Origin of the sequence: Pseudoalteromonas sp. 23_GOM-1509m (assembly GCF_000518425.1) — a bacterium.
GTDB lineage: Bacteria > Pseudomonadota > Gammaproteobacteria > Enterobacterales > Alteromonadaceae > Pseudoalteromonas > Pseudoalteromonas tetraodonis.
Map to the genome: position 1 here is coordinate 240985 of NZ_KI912432.1, position 18969 is coordinate 259953.

General features: G+C 39.4%; 20 protein-coding genes. 9 read left to right on the plus strand and 11 right to left on the minus strand.

What is annotated here, in order from left to right; genetic code table 11:
• Nucleotides 1-30: 30 nt before the first annotated feature.
• The gene (locus N523_RS0111665) at nt 31-342 is read right to left on the minus strand and encodes a DUF962 domain-containing protein (protein WP_013465102.1); all 312 of its coding nucleotides are present in this window, start codon (nt 340-342) and stop codon (nt 31-33) included.
• A gap of 157 nt (nt 343-499) precedes the next feature.
• Here N523_RS0111665 and N523_RS0111670 point away from each other — a divergent pair, with 157 nt between their 5' ends.
• Complete coding sequence (locus tag N523_RS0111670) at nt 500-2656, plus strand: prolyl oligopeptidase family serine peptidase (protein WP_028835124.1); 2157 nt, start codon at nt 500-502, stop codon at nt 2654-2656.
• Nucleotides 2657-2724: 68 nt separating this feature from the next.
• Here N523_RS0111670 and N523_RS0111675 read toward each other — a convergent pair whose 3' ends face one another.
• Nucleotides 2725-4017, minus strand: coding sequence for an anti-phage deoxyguanosine triphosphatase (locus N523_RS0111675; protein WP_028835125.1), 1293 nt, complete (start codon nt 4015-4017; stop codon nt 2725-2727).
• Between the two features lie 181 nt (nt 4018-4198).
• Here N523_RS0111675 and N523_RS0111680 point away from each other — a divergent pair, with 181 nt between their 5' ends.
• Nucleotides 4199-5008: a glucosaminidase domain-containing protein gene (locus tag N523_RS0111680; RefSeq protein ID WP_013465099.1), complete on the plus strand. Its 810-nt coding sequence runs from the start codon at nt 4199-4201 to the stop codon at nt 5006-5008.
• A complete protein-coding gene (locus tag N523_RS0111685) occupies nt 5001-5669 on the plus strand; it encodes a DUF2987 domain-containing protein (RefSeq protein ID WP_028835126.1) in 669 nt (222 codons plus the stop codon). The genes N523_RS0111680 and N523_RS0111685 overlap by 8 nt, the downstream gene beginning before the upstream one ends.
• A gap of 62 nt (nt 5670-5731) precedes the next feature.
• On the opposite strand, the gene N523_RS0111690 is transcribed toward N523_RS0111685, so the two are convergent.
• On the minus strand, nt 5732-6910 hold the full coding sequence (locus N523_RS0111690; RefSeq protein ID WP_028835127.1) for a GGDEF domain-containing protein: 1179 nt from the start codon (nt 6908-6910) through the stop codon (nt 5732-5734).
• A gap of 135 nt (nt 6911-7045) precedes the next feature.
• Nucleotides 7046-7936, minus strand: a complete 891-nt coding sequence (locus N523_RS0111695) for a TIGR01777 family oxidoreductase (RefSeq protein WP_028835128.1) — start codon at nt 7934-7936, stop codon at nt 7046-7048.
• Nucleotides 7937-8104: 168 nt separating this feature from the next.
• Between N523_RS0111695 and N523_RS0111700 the strand changes: the two genes are divergently transcribed.
• On the plus strand, nt 8105-9148 hold the full coding sequence (locus N523_RS0111700; protein ID WP_028835129.1) for an AI-2E family transporter: 1044 nt from the start codon (nt 8105-8107) through the stop codon (nt 9146-9148).
• A gap of 39 nt (nt 9149-9187) precedes the next feature.
• Here the strand turns inward: N523_RS0111700 and N523_RS0111705 are convergent, their stop codons facing one another.
• Nucleotides 9188-10270 (minus strand): flavin monoamine oxidase family protein, encoded by a 1083-nt coding sequence (locus N523_RS0111705; protein WP_028835130.1) that lies wholly within the window; start codon nt 10268-10270, stop codon nt 9188-9190.
• 696 nt (nt 10271-10966) lie between these two features.
• On the opposite strand from N523_RS0111705, the gene N523_RS19225 reads away from it, so the two are divergent.
• Nucleotides 10967-11626 carry a hypothetical protein gene (locus N523_RS19225; RefSeq protein ID WP_028835131.1) on the plus strand — a complete coding sequence of 220 codons (660 nt, stop codon included), beginning with the start codon at nt 10967-10969 and terminating at the stop codon, nt 11624-11626.
• A 112-nt stretch (nt 11627-11738) separates the two neighbouring features.
• On the plus strand, nt 11739-12089 hold the full coding sequence (locus tag N523_RS0111715; protein ID WP_028835132.1) for a VOC family protein: 351 nt from the start codon (nt 11739-11741) through the stop codon (nt 12087-12089).
• 121 nt (nt 12090-12210) lie between these two features.
• Here N523_RS0111715 and N523_RS0111720 read toward each other — a convergent pair whose 3' ends face one another.
• The 5 genes from N523_RS0111720 to N523_RS0111740 form a co-directional block, all read right to left on the minus strand.
• Nucleotides 12211-12624, minus strand: a complete 414-nt coding sequence (locus tag N523_RS0111720; RefSeq protein WP_013465092.1) for a hypothetical protein — start codon at nt 12622-12624, stop codon at nt 12211-12213.
• Nucleotides 12611-13948 (minus strand): ATP-binding protein, encoded by a 1338-nt coding sequence (locus N523_RS0111725; RefSeq protein ID WP_028835133.1) that lies wholly within the window; start codon nt 13946-13948, stop codon nt 12611-12613. The genes N523_RS0111720 and N523_RS0111725 overlap by 14 nt, the downstream gene beginning before the upstream one ends.
• A complete protein-coding gene (locus N523_RS0111730) occupies nt 13942-14616 on the minus strand; it encodes a response regulator transcription factor (RefSeq protein WP_008109187.1) in 675 nt (224 codons plus the stop codon). Before N523_RS0111730 ends, N523_RS0111725 begins: the two co-directional genes overlap by 7 nt.
• 3 nt (nt 14617-14619) lie before the next feature.
• Nucleotides 14620-14880, minus strand: a complete 261-nt coding sequence (locus N523_RS0111735; protein WP_016900388.1) for a PepSY domain-containing protein — start codon at nt 14878-14880, stop codon at nt 14620-14622.
• Between the two features lie 163 nt (nt 14881-15043).
• Nucleotides 15044-15346 carry a YciI family protein gene (locus N523_RS0111740; protein WP_016900387.1) on the minus strand — a complete coding sequence of 101 codons (303 nt, stop codon included), beginning with the start codon at nt 15344-15346 and terminating at the stop codon, nt 15044-15046.
• A gap of 188 nt (nt 15347-15534) precedes the next feature.
• Here N523_RS0111740 and N523_RS0111745 point away from each other — a divergent pair, with 188 nt between their 5' ends.
• A complete protein-coding gene (locus N523_RS0111745) occupies nt 15535-16959 on the plus strand; it encodes a sodium-dependent transporter (RefSeq protein ID WP_028835134.1) in 1425 nt (474 codons plus the stop codon).
• Between the two features lie 54 nt (nt 16960-17013).
• On the opposite strand, the gene N523_RS0111750 is transcribed toward N523_RS0111745, so the two are convergent.
• The gene (locus N523_RS0111750; RefSeq protein ID WP_024603097.1) at nt 17014-17655 is read right to left on the minus strand and encodes a CPBP family intramembrane glutamic endopeptidase; all 642 of its coding nucleotides are present in this window, start codon (nt 17653-17655) and stop codon (nt 17014-17016) included.
• 231 nt (nt 17656-17886) lie between these two features.
• On the opposite strand from N523_RS0111750, the gene N523_RS0111755 reads away from it, so the two are divergent.
• Complete coding sequence (locus tag N523_RS0111755; RefSeq protein ID WP_028835135.1) at nt 17887-18156, plus strand: HU family DNA-binding protein; 270 nt, start codon at nt 17887-17889, stop codon at nt 18154-18156.
• Nucleotides 18157-18378: 222 nt separating this feature from the next.
• Nucleotides 18379-18957 (plus strand): type 1 glutamine amidotransferase domain-containing protein, encoded by a 579-nt coding sequence (locus tag N523_RS0111760; protein ID WP_028835136.1) that lies wholly within the window; start codon nt 18379-18381, stop codon nt 18955-18957.
• Nucleotides 18958-18969: the final 12 nt, after the last annotated feature.

The following is an 18969-nucleotide window of genomic DNA, read 5'->3' on the forward strand; positions in this document are numbered from 1 at the left end:
ATTTGAGTAGCCTGTAGCGTAAGTCGCCATTTACCATTTAATTTTACCTGTGAGCATATCTTTAAACATTACCCAATCGCCCCATAAACTATATAACGGGTGCTTAAATGTAGCAGGGCGGTTTTTTTCAAAAAAGAAATGCCCAACCCACGCAAAGCCATAACCAATCACTGGTAATAACCATAACAACATAAGTTGTGAGCTAAAAAACGCATAGCCTGCCAGTAACAGTACTAAACTACTGCCTATAAAATGCAATCTACGGCAGGTTTGATTACGATGCTCTTTTAAGTAATAAGGGTAAAAGCGTTTAAAGCTTTTAAAGGATTGGGTTTCTGTCATTACTTAGCCTATTGGTGTTTAAACGTTGTTCATTAATGTATTTAAGCGTAACTAAGCGCAGGTTAACAGCGATAAATGACGTTTACCGCATCTTAATAGACAAAAGCAGGAAAAGTTAATAACTTAGAGTGATTATCAACAAGGAAATAAAATAACAATGCTAAAAAAAACACTGACCTGTGCGGTTGTAATCGCACTTGCGGGTTGTTCACAACCTGCAGAAAACACCTCTCAAAATGAAGTAAAAACAGCAATGAAAGCAGTTAACTCTCTAGATTACCCTGAAACTAAAAAAGGCACAGTGGTTGACACTTACTTTGGTGAAAATGTGGCTGATCCGTATCGTTGGTTAGAAGATGATATGAGTGATGAAACGGCTCAATGGGTTAAAACACAAAATAACCTAACCTTTTCATATTTAGAGCAAATACCGTACAGAGATACGTTAAAGCAGCGCCTTGAAAAGTTAATGAACTACGAAAAAATCAGCGCGCCGTTCACCGAAGGTGATTACACCTATTTTTACAAAAATGATGGCCTGCAAAATCAGTACGTTTTATACCGCAGTAAAGACGGCGGCGAGGCTGAGATTTTCTTAGATCCTAATACCTTTAGTGAAGATGGTACCACTTCAATGTCGGGCTTATCATTTTCAGAAGATGGCTCATTGTTAGCATACCAAATATCGGAAGGTGGCAGTGATTGGCGTAAAATCATTGTTATAGACACCGAAACCAAAGAGCAAGTAGAGCAAGCACTGGTTGATGTTAAATTTAGTGGCGTAAGTTGGTTGGCAAATGATGGTTTTTATTATTCAAGCTACGACAAACCAGAAGGCAGTGAGCTTTCTGCAAAAACTGATCAACATAAAGTGTACTATCATAAATTAGGCCAAGCCCAAAGCGAGGATGCGCTAGTATTTGGCGATACCGCTGAGCAAAAACATCGTTATGTGGGCGCTAAAGCGACCAAAGATGGCCGTTATTTGTTTATTACTGCTAGCGTATCGACCTCAGGTAATAAATTATTTATTAAAGATTTAACTAAGCCAGATAGCGAGTTTGTTACCGTAGTGGGTAATACCGACTCTGATACCAGCGTGATTGATAACGAAGGCAGCAAGCTATTTTTGGTTACTAACTTAAATGCTCCAAATAAAAAAGTAGTGACGGTTGATGCAAGCAACCCGCAACCTGAAAACTGGCAAGACTTTATTCCAGAAACCGAAAACGTACTTAATGTAACGCTTGGCGGTAACACATTTTTTGCCAACTACATGGTTGATGCTATCTCTAAAGTGAAGCAGTACAACAAGCAGGGCGAATTGATCCGCGATATTAGTTTACCAGGCGTTGGTACGGCGGGTGGTTTTGGCGGTAAAAAAGAGCAAACTACGCTTTATTACTCATTTACTAACTACAAAACACCTGGCACGACTTACAGTTTTGAGGTACAAAGTGGTGAGTCTAAAGTATATCGTAAGTCAGGGATTGATTTTAATAGCGACAAGTATACCTCTGAGCAAGTATTTTATACCTCTAAAGATGGCACTAAAGTACCGATGATTATTACTTACAAAAGTGATATTAAATTAGACGGTAGCAACCCAACTATTTTATATGGCTATGGTGGCTTTAATATAAGCTTAACACCTCGCTTTAGTTCAACAACAGCAGCTTGGCTTGAGCAAGGCGGCGTATACGCAGTGGCAAACATTCGTGGTGGCGGTGAGTATGGTAAAGAGTGGCATAAAGCAGGTACGCAATTGCAAAAGCAAAACGTATTTGACGACTTTATTGCTGCCGCACAATACTTACAAGATAAAAAATACACCTCTAAAAAGCGCCTAGCACTGCGAGGTGGTTCAAACGGCGGGTTATTAGTCGGTGCCGTAATGACCCAGCGACCTGACTTATTTCAAGTGGCGCTACCTGCGGTAGGCGTACTGGATATGCTGCGTTATCATACTTTTACAGCGGGTGCTGGCTGGGCATACGATTACGGTACTAGCGACCAAAGTAAAGAAATGTTTGATTACTTAAAAGGCTACTCGCCAATTCATAATGTAAAAGCAGGGGTTGAATATCCGGCGACTATGATCACTACAGGCGATCATGATGACCGCGTTGTACCGTCGCATTCATTTAAATTTGCAGCAGAGCTTCAAGCGAAGCAAGCGGGCACTAATCCAACGCTTATTCGTATTGAAACCAATGCAGGCCACGGTGCGGGTACGCCAACCAGTAAAATTATTGACCTTTATGCCGACATGTACGGTTTTACGCTTTACAACATGGGCATTAAATCACTTTAATGTGACTTTATAAGCTAACGAAAAGCCGAGTTACTTAAGTGACTCGGCTTTTTTTTATGCTCACTACTTTATTGTATGGGTGAGAACAACCGTTGATAAGTTTTATAAGCGTATTCGTCGCTCATACCGCTTAAGTAGTCACAAATAATTCGCATGCCTTGATTGTGTTTTTCGGCTTCTAGGTAAAGTGCCTGCGTGGTTTCGGGTAATAAGCGCAGCGGATCGCTGGCAAATGCGGTAAACAGTTCAATAAGCAGATTTTGCCCTTTAAATTCTATTTGTTGCATTTGTGGGTCGCGTATCAAGCGTTGAAATACAAAATGTTTAAGTATTTGTAATACGTTTTCGTATTGCTGATCTAATTTAGCGGTGTGCTTTAAAATAGGGCATTCAAAGGCATCGTTTTGTATGTCTAAATGAATATGAATAATAAAGGTATTTACTAATTCACCAATGGCATCTTTGCGTTCATGTTCGTGCTTTGAAAATAATCGCTCTGTAAGTGATTTAAGTAGCGTATTTAACCAATCATAGTTGAGTGCTTGTAAGTGCGGCAATGCATGGGTTAACCAATCGTCTAGGCTTAACACATCGGTGGCTATGGCATCTTCAAGATCGTGTACGGCATAGGCAATGTCATCAGCCAGTTCCATAATGGCACTATCGAGAGATTTATAGCGTGTTTTAGCTCGGTATGAATCTACAATATTTTGGCTGGTTAATAATGCTTTATCGTTTTGACTCAGTGGTTCAATGATCCAATTAAATATAGGTGCATCGTCATTGTAAATACCTTTAGCAGGTCGCCAGTCGTCGGCTTTTATAAACGCGCGTTGTTTATCCACTTTGGGAATGTTGTACCACAACTGATCGATAAAACCAGGGTACTTTATAAACCCTAATAATGTGCGCCTTGTTAAGTTCATGCCATAGCCATTACTATAAGGCTCTAGTTTGGCTACTATTCGTAGCGTTTGTGCGTTACCTTCAAACCCACCGTGATCACGCATCATGTAGTTAAGCGCAATTTCTCCGCCGTGCCCAAAGGGCGGATGGCCGATGTCGTGCGCTAAACATAAGGTTTCGAGTAATCCGGTTGATGGAAAATGTTCAAAACGAGGGTGCTGGGCTTTTAAGTGACGTAATATGCCCGTGCCTATTTGCGATACTTCTAAAGAATGGGTAAGACGTGTGCGATAAAAGTCATTTAAACCAATACCCATTATTTGAGTTTTGGCTTGAAGGCGTCTAAATGCTGCAGCATGAATAATTCGAGAGCGGTCTATTTGCCAAGGAGAGCGGTTATCGTTTGGGCGGTGCTTATATTGTTCAATTATTCTATTTTGCCACTGTTTATCCATGTCACAACCTATCTCTATATCTACGACTTTAACGCTTAGTATATTATAAATAACTCACAATAGGCGTATGAATTTTATTCAGTTGTTCGGTATTCGCGTTTATAAAGTGGCTTAGGTATAATGAGTGTTCGTATGTATGTGACTACACCATACATAACTTAGAGTTTAATTGAGATAATACATGTTAAAAACTATTTTTCAGTTGTTGTTAGCCGCCCTTGTTATTTGGGCACTTACTCATCCATTTATACAAACTGATGAGTTTGTATCTGATGAACAAACACGTGCTGACGACATTAAAAAAGAAAAGAAGAAAGAAAAACCATTGCACAATGTTAAGTTGCCAAAGTTCTCAGAATACACCGATGTAAAAGAGAAAAAGCATGCGTTTTTTAACTTCATTAAGCCCCATGTAGAAGCCGAAAACAAAAAGATTTTACAGCAACGTGCAAACATTGAAATTGCGCGCATGATGCTAGAACACGACGAGCCGTTAAGTAAAAAACAAGCGAGCGATATTAAAAAAATACTTAAATTATACCGCTTACCTGAAACCTTAGACACGCTTACACTAACTCAAGCGCTGCGCCGTGTAGATATTATTCCTAAAGAACTTGCCCTAATGCAAGCTGCTAATGAGTCGGCATGGGGTACCTCACGCTTTGCCCGAATAGGCTTAAACTTTTTTGGCCAATGGTGTTACAAAAAAGGCTGTGGCATGGTGCCAAGAAGACGTAATAATGAAGCCGAGCATGAAGTGGCTGCATTTAAATCGGTTCGCGCTGCTGTAACGTCATATTTTAGAAATATTAATACGCATAATGCCTATAAACAATTACGCAGTATACGTGAAGATTTACGCGCACAGCAAAAGCCAATTAAGGCGACTAAGCTAACCCTTGGGCTGATGTCCTACTCAGAGCGTGGTGAAGCGTATATTGAAGAGCTAAATACGATGATCAATCAAAACCGAGCGTACTTTGATGAATAAACCAGTATTAAAATTAGTTACGACTATAGCGACCTGCTTTTTAGCAATAGCGGCAAATAACACCTATGCTAAAGAGTTTGTTATGTCGTATGACGGTTTTTACGACCGTTTAAAAGTAGTAAACAAAGGCGATTTTCAGTATGCCCGCGTAAACTTTTATATTAGCGATATTGGTACTAACGAAGTATGTAATATCAAAAGCGGGACTATTTTAACTGAAAAAAATGAGTACCCGCTTAATTACACTGACAAAGCGCAACTGTTATTACCGTATGATAAGCAGCTCGATACTGACAAAGCGGTGATTGTGGTTCAGCCTAAAAATCCGGTTCATGATTGTCAGTTAAAGCTTCAAATAGAGGCCAACGAGCTAGAAGGGCTAACCTTTTCAAAGCAATCATTATTAACCATTAATAATGAGCTTGAAGCGCTTTTAACAGACTTGTCGGGCTTTTTTGTTAGCAAACTAATGTGGTTTTTACTGCCTGAGCAAAAAGGGGTGGTTGTTACTTTTAATGCGCCTAAACAATTTTATGATGAGCGCATAACATGCGAAAAATCAGTTTGTTATTTTGAAGTAACAGACAGCTGGCAAAACGACACCAAAGTATTGGCTGATATAAACGAGGTAGTTAAAGTAACGCCTTGGATCAGTAAATAATAAAATTAATTGGTTTGATTATAAAGCGGGGTCAGGTTTGACCCCGCTTTTTTATCGCTAAATTAAATAATGGCAGAGGGGCTATTCATGAGTGCGCTTTTTTCATCATGAGTAACAACTTTATTTCGGCCCGTTTCTTTAGCAAGGTAAAGGCGTTTATCAGCTTGCAATAGCAGCTCTTGCATATTTAAATCGCGAATAAGTGCGCTACTTACTCCAGCACTAACAGACAATGCAATACTATTACCGTTAAAATAAAAGGGATATTGATCAATACTTCTGCATAGCTTTTGGGCTAACTGCCTTGCTTGAGTAAGATTTTTTTGGTTAAGGAAAATAGCAAACTCTTCTCCGCCAATTCGAGCGGTAATGCCTGCTTCAAAAAACAATTCGTTAATATGTTGTGCAATCCACTTTATTGCTTCGTCGCCAGTTTCATGGCCATATTGGTCGTTCACTTGTTTAAAAAGATCGATGTCGAGCATAATTAACGACACTCTGCTGTTAAGCGGTGCAGTGTGGGTTATTTTTTTACATAGGCGGAAAAAGCCTCGCCTGTTTAATAATTGTGTGAGCGGATCGTGATTCGCTAAGTTTATTAGTTTTGATTCTTCATTGGCAAAAGCAATAAACGGCAGAATTAACGCACTGGCTGTGGTTAAAAATAAATGCGAGACCAATAATAGTTGTAACCCTGCGGCTAATTTCGCCTGACTAATTTGGCTAAAGTAGGGTAAAACAAGGAGTACAACTTGCAACAGCATTACTACACTGTGTAGTGAAAAGCAGGCAATTAGTAGTCGTTGCTGTACTTTAGCAACACTGGGGGTTTTGATCATTAAATAGGCCGCGTAGCTAAATAGTACGGCAGTAATGATACTGGTAATAATTTGCCCCGCATCAATGAGATACACAGCAAGTAGCAATGTGCAACATATAGCACAGGCATAATATAAAGGCGTTAGCTTTACTGCAGGCACCGTACTTTGTGGTATTAACCCTAAAATAAGCAGGAGTGGGGTTAAAATAATAAACAGGTAAGCAAAAAAGTAAGTTAAAAGTGGATAGTCAATCACCCCTCTTAAACCAATTAGGGCAATAGCGGTTATAAACGAGCAGCAGGCAGTAGCAAAAAATAAAAAGCTAGGTTGTTTTTTATATGAATACACAGAAAAAAAGAATACTGCAATAAACAAGTTAAGAATAAAACAGAGGCTAATTAATGTGGGTAAATGAAGCATGTTTTAGTTGCTCTTTTAGCTGAATAAGAAATAACGCTTAACTCATTATTAGTTAGTAACACTAAAATAGCAAGGGAGTAAAAAGTATTAACTTTATACTCCCTTGGTACAAACTTAACCCTTTAAGGTCAGTCGTTAAACTAAACTTTTTAATGCGGCATCGATTTCAGAAAAGTGAAAACGGTAATTATTTTCTAATGCTTTTTTAGGCACCACAAATTGGCCGGTTGTGAGTAGATCTGCCATTTCTCCCATTAAAACATTGAGCACAGCTGCAGGCATGGGCATAAAGGCAGGGCGTGACAATGCTTTACCCAATGATTGGCTAAATTGTTTATTGCTTACCGGATGCGGGGCAGTGGCATTTACAGCACCAGAGATATCTTGATTACGAATCAAAAATAAAATGAGCTGCACCATGTCATCAATGTGGATCCACGACATACCTTGCTCGCCATTGCCAATTGGCCCGCCTAAACAAAGCTTAAATGCAGGCAACATTTTTCCAAGTGCGCCGCCTTTTTTAGCCAGTACAATGCCTGTGCGAAGTAAGCAAACACGAGTATCGTCAGACTCAGCTTTTAATGCAGCGAGTTCCCAATCCCTACAAAGTTGGTGACTAAATTCATCGTGTGGTTCTGTGTTGTTTTCATCAACTTGGGTTTTACCTTGGCGACCATAATAGCCTATTGCACTGCCTGAAATAAACGTATGTGGCGGTGTATGACACTGATTAATTGCATCGCTTATGGCTTGGGTAATAATAATTCGGCTATCGCGTATTTTTGCTTTTTGTTTATCACTCCAGCGTTTATTAACGATAGGTTCGCCGGCTAAATTAATGACAATATCGACCGTATTAAAATCTACATCTTCTAAGCTGCTAACAGCATTTACTCTGTGGCCTAACAATACTTTAGCTTTGGTTGGGTTTCTACTCAATACCGTAATGTCGTGGTGGTGCAACAAGAAAGGGCAAAGGTGCCTACCAATTAAGCCCGTGGCGCCTGTAAAAAATATATGCATTGCAACTCCAAAATTATAAATAAAGCGGGATGTTTAAAATTTATACTCCCCAGCTCAACGATTTGCAAATTTATACGTACTAATCATTATTATGATCACCCATAAATATTTCATTCTATTGGGTTTTGCCTTACACTGAAGCCAAATAACAGCAATAGGATAAGAGTATTGGCAAGTTTAACTGGGGTAAATAAAAGCTTAATTATTTTTGCAGCGTTGGTCATTGTATTAGCGGGCATTAAAGCCGCAAGTGCTATTGTTATTCCGTTTATTTTGGCAGCATTCATCGCCATTATTTGTAGCCCACTCATTAATTTTTTTGCTCGCTACCGTATTCCAAAAGGCATAGCGGTGGTGCTTGTAGTGCTTATTATTATGGGCTTAGGTGTTAGCTTAGGCGGTTTAGTGGGGCAGTCGGTTAACGATTTTTCAAAGCAGTTACCAGAATACAAAGCACAGTTAAAAGAAGAATTTGTATGGCTGGTTGATATTGCTTCGCAATACAATATTTTAATTAATAAAGAACAAATTTTGTCTATGTTCGACCCCGGTAAAATGGTTGATGTTGCCACCAATATGTTAACCGGCTTAGGTAGCGTAATGGCCAATATGTTTTTAATTATTTTAACGGTTGTTTTTATGCTGTTTGAAGGGCCCATACTTGGCAAAAAAATTCATTTAGCACTAGACGACCCCGACAGCAAAATTAAGCAAATTGACCGCTTTTTAGACTCTATTAACTCTTATTTGGCCATTAAAACCCTAGTAAGTTTAGCCACCGGTGTAATTGCTGGTTTTTACTTGTGGATACTCGATGTTGATTACTTTGTACTTTGGGGCGTATTGGCATTTATGCTTAATTACATTCCTAACATTGGTTCAATCATAGCGGCTGTTCCAGCACTGTTACTGGCGCTTATTACTCAAGGCCCCTTAGTGGCAGGGCTTGTTGGCGCGGGTTATTTAACTATAAACACCGTAATGGGTAATATTGTTGAGCCTAAATACATGGGTAAAGGTTTAGGGCTTTCTACGTTAGTGGTGTTTTTATCGTTAATATTTTGGGGCTGGCTATTAGGCTCTGTGGGTATGTTGTTATCGGTGCCGTTAACCATGATTGTAAAAATAGCGCTAGAAGCCAGTGACGAAGGGCGTTGGTTAGCAACCATGCTTGGCACAGGTGAAGAAACCGTCATTAAATCAGAAGACTAATACCTTATAAAGGCGTGGCTAAGCACGCCTTTAACATTATTAAGTATTTATTAAATTAGCTAAGGCGCTATCTACGGCGTTTATAGCCCCCTCTAAATAGCCAGCCTCCTGCTTAGCAAACTCACTGCCCACAAAATGCACTTTTAACTGTTTAAGCTGCTCGCCAAGCTCTGAAAAATTAAATTCAGGATGCTGCGATACACCTAGTTGGTCATCCTTGTTGGCCACAAATTCATCCTCAGCCCAATCTTTTAATGTGCAATGAGTGGCAGTATAAGCCTGCTCACCATAAAAATAACCAAGCTGATCAAGGCAAGCTTGGGTTAATTGCTCGCGAGTTACTTGACTTCGCTGTAAGTAAGGCACGCCAATAAAGCCAAATAGAGCAGGGTAAGCATGATCACTTGCTGACGCATCATGTATTTCTACTAACGGGCCAACACGGCTAAAACATTGCCCAGATAAGTTTTTATCTCGCCAAAAAGCGTGCTCAAAGGTGGCAACAAACTTTGCTTGGCCAGCCATCCACGTCGGCACCGACGTTAAACGCTGAGTTAAAACATTATCAGCCCATAAATGCGGGGTTAAATGCTGGCCGATCATTCTAGGGGGTAACGCCAACAGTAACTGAGCGCAAGTAAAGTGCTGCGTACTCCCTTGGTAATTAGCGCTTATATGCCAGCCATCGGAGAGCTTTTTTACTTCGCTAACAGCGTGCTCTAATTTAACGGTGTTTGGGTCAAGCTGCTGATAAAGCGCATTAATAAGCTGGGTCATGCCGTTTTGTATTCTAAATAGCTGCATCTCACCTGCGCCTGCAATTTGCTGAGCAGGGGCAGTATGCGATGCTTGATACAACACATCGCCTTGGGTGTATTGCTCAAACACAGGGATGTTTAAAGCAGCAACTAACTGTTGAATATTAGGCTGGTGCGGAAATATCCAGGTAGGGCCTAAATCGTGGCCAATGGTGTTGTTGGCTGCCAAAAAGTGAGACGAAATACGACCGCCCAAATTGGCTTTGGCCTCTAATAATAAAAACGGAATATTTCGTTTTTTTAGGCTGTAAGCGGCATATAAGCCCGCTAAGCCACCACCAATAATAACCACAGGTTTATGCATTTTAAAATCACTTTAGCTAAATCAATCTACTGGTAGGTAGTTTGTGGTTTTTATGCAGATTTGTCAAAACGTTTTATGGGCTAAGTGAGTAAGCTTTAGTGTGCACTCATACTCAGGAAAATGAGCGACGCGCGTATAGTATGCTAATTAGCACTGCTTAAAAGAATAAAACTTAATTATAGCAATGTGTTAGGTAATTTGTTAAAACTATATGTAGTAGAAAAAATAAGCGCAGCGCTGGTATAAATATACGAGAGTCACCGACCATAAAATTGTCTGCCATACTTAACAAAGGAAGGTCTATGAAAAGGAAATCACAACAACATTTAACGCATTAGCAACATTCGTGGCACTGCTAGTGATAACTGTCCACGAATTAATATATTATGAACCACACTCCGAATCGAACACCGTTTTTATTGATTTGTTCTTTGAATCTTCGTTGTTTAAATCACTGTTCTTATTTGTAATGCTTATAACAATGATGCTAGTTTTTGCAGAAATTTTTCGAAATATATGGAATCGATTGTTTACCGATTTATTTAAACTTCGAGATATTAACTTAAATGAGGCGTATTCGATTACCTCCCTATTAACATTAGTACTTTTCAATTGATGGTTAACAAAAGCTTTAAGCGGATAAAATGAAAAGCACTTTTTAGCTTAATCATGTATTACCAAACATGGAAGTAGATTATGAAAAATAAGTTTATGGTTATTGTGTGTTCTTTTTTATTAACGTTTTCTTTGAATGCGTTTGCTCAAGAGGATAGCTCAGCAAAAGTAGCCCAGATATTAGGGAATACAATACATGTTACTGATCTAGAAATAGATTTGAGGTTTTTAAAAGGATATAAGCGCTCTTATCCTGATTTATCAGAAGATAATGTGCTTGATAAAATGCGAGCAAATAAATTAAAGTCAATAATTTGGAAACGAATTATCCAAAAGTTATCTGATGAACATAATTTAGAACCAACAGCCGAAGAAGTAGGAAGTTTTACTGAAGCCATGCATCGTTTAAGCTCAAAGCCATCAGCTGAGACATTAACTTCTGAGATGAAAGAAGCTTCATTTAGGGCAAATAGAGACGTCGTTAAAACTTACAAAATTAGTAAGTATCTTTATGAAACGTATGGAGGCACAGTAATTTTCCAACAGGGAAACCCTCATGAACCTGTAGGAGCCTACCGTAAACTTTTAGAAGAGTATCAAGCCCAAGGGAATTTTAAAATTTATAACCCAAAATATGAAAAAGCTTTCTGGGCGTATTATTTGAGAAAACACCCAATGGTTATTCCAGAGGATAAAGTCGATTTTTCCAAACCATGGTGGGAAAAAGCACAGGTTGAGTAGTGCAATTCAAATACCTGATGTTTGCTTATGATTATCGAGCATTACTGCTATCTTTATTTATTGCTAGCACAAGCCACAAATAATATAAGTGATAATAAGGGTAAAAACTAAAATGACTCAAAATAATAAAATTAACTATATTGAAATTCCTGCACAAAATATTGCAGCTACAAAGGCTTTCTTCAGTACGGTGTTTGGCTGGTCATTTGTAGATTATGGCCCAGAATATTGTAGTTTTACCGCGCAAGGGGTTGATGGTGGTTTCTTTAAGTCTGATTTAGTTGTTTCTACTAAAAACGGAAGCCCGTTAATTGTGTTATACAGTAATGACCTTGAAGCGACTCAAAATAAAATTGAAAAAGCTGTAGGCAAAATAATTAAGCCTACATTTTCATTTCCCGGTGGTAGACGATTTCACTTTAGCGATCCTAATGGAAATGAATTTGCGGTATGGTCAGAGTAATCACATAACAAAGTATAAAAACTAACAAAAATGCAGCCTTTGAGGCTGCACTTTTTAAAACACTAATAAACTGAACCCTAAATTACCAAGCCACAGCACACATCGCTTACCTATGAGCTAATTAAAGAGCCGTTTTAAGCTGCTGAATAAACTGCTCGGTCATGGCTATTTCACATTCTTTGTAGGTAACAACGGCTTGTTGTGCATTAGGTTGTTTTAGCATGTAGCGCCATTGGCAGCTTCTTTGAATGTAGTTGTCTTTAGCGTTAATGCTTAGCTTAAATAATGACAAAATTTGGGTGTTGCCGGTTTCGCTTTCTAATGCAGATAGTTCAAAGGTACGCTTTTGGATCCAGCTATCTTGTTCTTGCTGTACTCTATTTAATTTGGCATCTAAACATTGTGTATATGCTTTGATTTGTTCGGGCAGGGCGTTCTTTTCAAGTGTGCATTCTAGCGGCGCTGCAACGCTTGGAACAGCCCAAGCAAATAACAGAGCTAGAGTAAAACAAAGGATATACTTACTTTTTTTCATGGTAATTAAACTCGAGAATAAATTTTGCGCCGCCCAAACGTTGCGACTGAGAAATAGTTAACAACCCGTGATACGATTTCACTAAGTCAGATACAATCGCCATGCCAACACCATGGCCACTTTCGTAAGTATCAAGGCGCGTACCGCGTTGAAGCAATGACTCGCGTTTGTCTGGTTGAATACCCGGGCCGTCATCACAAATACTAATGCTAAGTGTTTTAGCTTGTGAAACGTCAATACTTACTTGGGAGCGACAGGCTTTGCAGGCATTATCTATTAAGTTACCTAATAACTCCATTAAATCGGTTTTATCGCCTAAAAAGTAATCTTTATCACTCACTTTGCAATTAAATATGATGTCTTTATCGCGATAAACCTTACCCATTGCACTTAAGATAGAGTCGATAACCGGTTTGATGGGGGTTTGCTTTTTCCATGTATCGGAAGCCCCAGTAGCAGCACGTTTTAATTGGTGCTCGATCATCACATTAATTCGGTCGAGTTGTTCTTGTGCGTCGGCATCGTTGGCCAGTGGGCTTGATTTTAATACAGCTAACGGCGTTTTAAGTGCATGTGCTAAATCACTGAGTGAGGCGCGGTAGCGCTCTTTTTGGCGTTGCTGCGACTCTAACAATAGGTTGAGGTCAGCTTTTATTGTTTGTAGTTCAACGGGGTATAAGCCTTTAATTTCTTGAATATCGCCTGATTCAATAGCTTTTATTTCTTTATCTAGGCGCTGCAGCGGCCTTGCACTCCAAATAAAACCAATAGCCATTAACCCTGCAATGGCAATGCCCATTATAAACATCCAATCGACTAAGGTTTGTTTAAACCCGTCCATTAAACGCAGTAGGGCATCGTTGCGTTTTAATAAAATAAATCGTGCTTGTTCTGATTGGTCAATATTATTAAGAATGACCGTTAAGCTTAACTGCCAATAGGCGGTGTTGTTATAAACCACACGTCTAAAGTCTGCAGCACCGGCTTTGGGCTCTATATATTGGGGAACAAAGTTAACGTTAACCGCCGACTCAGAATGCCAAATAGGCACATCGTCACGGTAAATCATGGCGTAGGTGTCTGAGTTTAGGTTATTGAGTTCGGGCGTTAAGATAGAGCTGGGCATAATAATACCGCGCTCTGTAAAATCAACCTCGGAGATGAGTGAATACAGGTGCGCTTCGAGGTTTTTTTCGGTGGCATCAACAAGTGACGCGTAATACGCCTTACCTATGGAGTAAAACAAAATAGGTAAGGCGACTAATAAAACAAAGACAAGGATAAATCCTTGCCTTATTTTTAACGAAATTTGCGGTGCTACCACTGGCTTTTAAGCCTGTAACCACGCCCACGTAGTGTTTCTACTGGGTTAAGCACACCGTCAGGGTCGAGCTTTTTACGTAAACGCAATACAAACACTTCAATGACGTTTGAATCAAGATCGAAATCTTGGTCATAAATATGTTCTGTTAACTCAGACTTTGAAATTACTTTTTGCGGGTTAACCATTAAGTATTCAAGTACTTTATATTCGTATGCGGTTAAGCTTAGCTCTTTGTCGTTTACCCACACTTGTTGTGAACGCGTATGAATTTTAATAGGGCCGGCTGTCATTTCTGGGTTTGCTTTACCTGCACTTCGACGAATAAGCGCATTACAGCGAGCAATGAGTTCTTCAACATGAAATGGCTTAGTTAGGTAGTCGTCAGCGCCCGCATCGAGGCCTTCAACTTTGTCTTGCCAGCGATCGCGCGCCGTTAAAATTAAAATAGGGATAGTGATCCCTTGGGCGCGGGCTTTGTTTATAAGCTCTATGCCATCTATTTTAGGCAGGCCTAAATCAACCACTGCCATGTCTAAAGGGTATTCTGTTATATGAAAAAGGCCCGCTTCGCCATCGTGACATAAATCAACACTGTAACGCTCTTTTTCTAATGCATTGCGCAGATTATCTGCCAAATGTAAATCATCTTCTATTACTAAAATTCGCATTGGTTAATCCTTTTTCACTTCGCCAGTTTTTTTGTTTATCTTCAAATCGACGACGTGGCCGTCAGCTTTTAAAATTCGTACTGTATAAAATTGTGTTTCTTCTGAAATTTTTAATGTTGTACCGTCTGTGGTTTGTTTTGCAAGTATTACTGCTTTCTTTTTGCTTATCTCAATTTTATCGGGTGTGCTGTTAGTATTATTTGCATGGGCAACATTAGCCAAACAAAAAACAGCAATTAAATTGAGTGTTAATAATACACGCATTACGAAACTCCTAGAACATACCTGCTTAGCCTAAAAAACTAAGCCACTAAAATTTAATTACTCTATTGGGTATTTAAATTTTTATAAGACAAAGTCTAATTAAAAATGAGTGAACAAACCCTGAATTACTGGTTGCAGTTAAACAGGGGAACTCACGTTAATGTTAAGCAGGGAACACTTTTTTGAATGGTTTAACGATTGAGTTTTCATATACGCCACCCGCAACATAAGGATCATCTGCGGCCCATTCTCTGGCATCTTCTAAAGAGTTAAATTCAGCAATCACTAAAGAGCCAGTAAAGCCCGCATCTTGAGGGTCTTCACTATCAACCGCTGGAAGGGGGCCGGCTGTTAATAGTCGACCTTCGTTTTCTAGCGTTTGTAAACGTGCTAAATGAGCAGGGCGAGCGGCCTTTCTGTGCTCTAAGCTGTTCTGGACGTCCGTTGAATAAATCATATACAACATAAAAATACTCTCAAAACTTGTTAAATTTAATTAACTGCATACTAGCATAGCGTTGATAAATGGTGAATTAAAAGTGTTTATGGCGATGTTTACAGCAAGAATGTTTTTTTACGCGGTAATTGCTTGAAAAGCGTTGTGTAACACTGGTAGAGTCCCTTGGATAAGATAAATAATAACAAGGTTATTACATGAGTGAAAATAGAGAGCACTTTAGCTCCCGCTTAGGATTTATATTAGCAGCGGCGGGTTCTGCTGTGGGCATTGGTAACTTAGTAGGCTTTCCAGTTTCTGCGACTAAGAATGGCGGTGGTGCATTTTTGCTCGTCTATGCTTTGTTCGTCGCATTCATTTGTTTACCCGTCATGATGGCCGAAATGGCTATGGGTCGCCACGCACAAAAAGATCCTCTTGGTGCATACAAGGCGTTAGCCAATAACGATAAGAAATGGAAGTTTGCTGGCTTTTTAGCCGTGTTAACGCCATTTATGATTGCCGTTTTTTACATGGTGATCACGGTGTGGATTTTTGGTTACTTAAGCCAAACCGCATTTGGTAATTTGGATAAGTTGGCAACCCCTGGGCACTTTGATGAGTTTATTAACAGCTACACGGTGTTTGGCTACATGGCACTGGTTGTGGTGATTGTTAACTTAATATTGGTCGGTGGCGTAAAAGATGGCATAGAAAAAGCGGCTAAATTTTTGATGCCGGCGTTATTTGTCATGCTTATTATATTAGTGGGTTACGTACTCACCCTTGATAACGCAATGGCGGGTGTGAAGTACTATATTATTCCTGATTTTAGTAAAATGAATGCCAGTGTTCTTAATGGCGCATTGAGCCAAGCGTTTTTCTCATTGTCGTTAGGTATGGGTATTTTAATTACGTATGCCTCTTACATTTCTAAAAAAGATGACATTGTGGGCAGTGCGAAAATGGTTGCCATTACCGACTCATTAGTTGCCTTTGTTGCAGGCTTGATGGTGTTACCGGCTATTTTTAGCTTTGACCCAAATACCGATCCGACAAAGTTATCTGACTCGTCAGTTTCAATGATTTTTGTGTACTTACCAAAAATCTTATTAGCGTTACAACACGATATTGGCTACTTTGGCGCATCAGCCGTGGCATTTATTTTCTTCTTATTGGTATTTTTTGCTGCGATCACATCGTTGGTATCAATTGTAGAAGTGCCGACTGCCACACTCAGCGACCGTAAAGGCATTAGCCGTAAAAAAGCGCTAGGCATACTTACCTTATCAACCGGTGTGTTAACCATTATGTGTATTATGTCGTTTGGTATGATTGACAGCCTAACTACTTTTACTAGCTACGGCAGTGGTAACAAGAGCTTTTTTGATATTGTATATGACGTGTTCTACGACACTATTTTACCACTCAATGGTTTAATGGTGTGTTTGTTTGTAATGTATAAATGGAAGAAAGTTCGTTTAAGTGAAGAGCTAAGACAAGGTTCGCCTAATTATGCGAATAGCTTTATGGAAAAGTACGTTAACTTTTCACTACAAACATTTATCCCAGCGATTTTACTGCTTATTTTTGTAAACACCGTTGCGACCAAGTTTTTTAATATCAGTATTTTTGGTTTTTAATTAAAACTTAATTTAATAAAGCCGCGCTTATCGCGGCTTTTTTGTTGCGGTTAGTTAATTCAGTGCACCCGAATCTAAGTAGTCACCAATCCCCAATGTAAACATCCAAATGCCCCATAAGCTGTGCTCAATAACACAGGCAAAAGTTGAGCGACTTTGTGCGTAGGTATAGGCAAACAGCAAGCCACCGACAAACGCTAAACTAACAGCTATCCAATTGGCGTAAATAATATGTGCCAATGCAAATACACTGGCGCTAATAATAATGCGCAACCATTTACTGGGCATAATGCGCTTATAGCGATGAAAAAAATACGTTCTAAATATTAACTCTTGCGGGATCACCGACAATAAAGGGTAGAGCAGCAATAGCATCAGCCAATCGGTGAGGTTTTCACGCGGTAAAGTAAACCAGTGTCCTTGGTAGAGTAGGTTATAAAACACCCCTGAAAATAATGCGCCAATAAAGAAAAAGCTAAACATACGGCGCTTCACAGCAGAAAACTGCCCCATACTGGTTAATCTAAAGCGCTTAAAGTGAATGTCGTTTAGCAGCAGCATACAGCACACACTCATTAAAATGATCAGTGCAGGAATAAGCCAGTTAGATAAATACTGGCGAATATTAAAGCCAATTAAAGGCAGGATGATAAAAATAAAGGTAAATTCAAACCAGCGGTATTGATTAGCGTTCACGTTTGCTCACGGTGATTTTTATTTCATCTTAGCAAGCGATTAAGTCATCTTTATGACTATAAAACAGCCAAGCTGATTATATTTAAACCCAATGACTCTCACTAAGGCCCTTAGCCCTTGGTTAAGGTTGACTTACCCCCTTGCAACCCTTAGCCTGCCTGCTTTTATTTTTACATCATTGTATTGCCACGCTAGTTGGCTAAAGCCAGCGCGTGTATTTAGGAGCAAAAAATGAATAAGGCAGAACTGGTTGCAGCCATGGCACACACGAGCGAGTTAACAAAAAAAGAGGCGCAATTAGCGTTAACCAGCTTACAAAAGCTGATTACCAAATCATTGTCTGAAGGCGATCAGGTACAAATATCTGGTTTTGGCACTTTTGCATTAAGTTATTACCCAGCCCGTACGGGTCGTAATCCACAAACAGGCGAAGCAATAGAAATAGAAGGGGCTAATAAAGCCGTATTTAAGCCAGCCAAAGCGTTAAAAGACAGCCTTTAATTGTCAATGCCTGTAAGGGAGTTTTGTTATTCAAACAAAGCATGTACCTTGCAGGCTATTTTTATTATTACTAAGTGGCTGTGTAGTATCTGCAACCACTGTAAATAATTTACATAGCACTCTCATCTCTTTATATAAAACGCCAATATTATCAGTATGTTATTTTTGGTATGTGATATGCAAACCTCTCTGTGTATCAAAAAATAAGATAAGGAGTATTTAATGAGTAATTTACATAGCAGCACCCGTTTACAAGGTAAAAAAATTGCCATTTTAGCCACCGATGGATTTGAACAAAGTGAGCTACTTTCGCCGCAAAGCGCATTAATAGAGGCGGGCGCCGATATAGAGGTGGTGTCTATTAAAGAAGGGCAGATCACAGGTTGGAATAAAGATAATTGGGGTGAAAAAGTAACCGTTGATAAATTAGCTGCCGATGCCAATGCCGCTGACTACGATGCACTTTTATTGCCGGGTGGTTTGTTTAATCCCGATAGCTTACGTCAAAATACAGATGCCAAAGCGTTTGTTGATGGCTTTTTTGGAGCTAAGAAAAACAAACCCGTGGCCGCTATATGTCATGCACCTTGGTTATTAGCTGAAATTAATAAGCTCAGAGATAAAAAAGTGACTTCTTTCCCTAGTATTAAAAGCGATTTAATTAACGCCGGAGCTCATTGGGTAGATCAAGAAGTGTGTGTTGATAACGGCTTAGTCACTAGCCGCAGCCCTGCAGATTTAGATGCATTTAATGCAAAATTTATTGAAGAAATACTCGAAGGTAAGCACCAAGCGCACTAGCTCTGGGCTTTT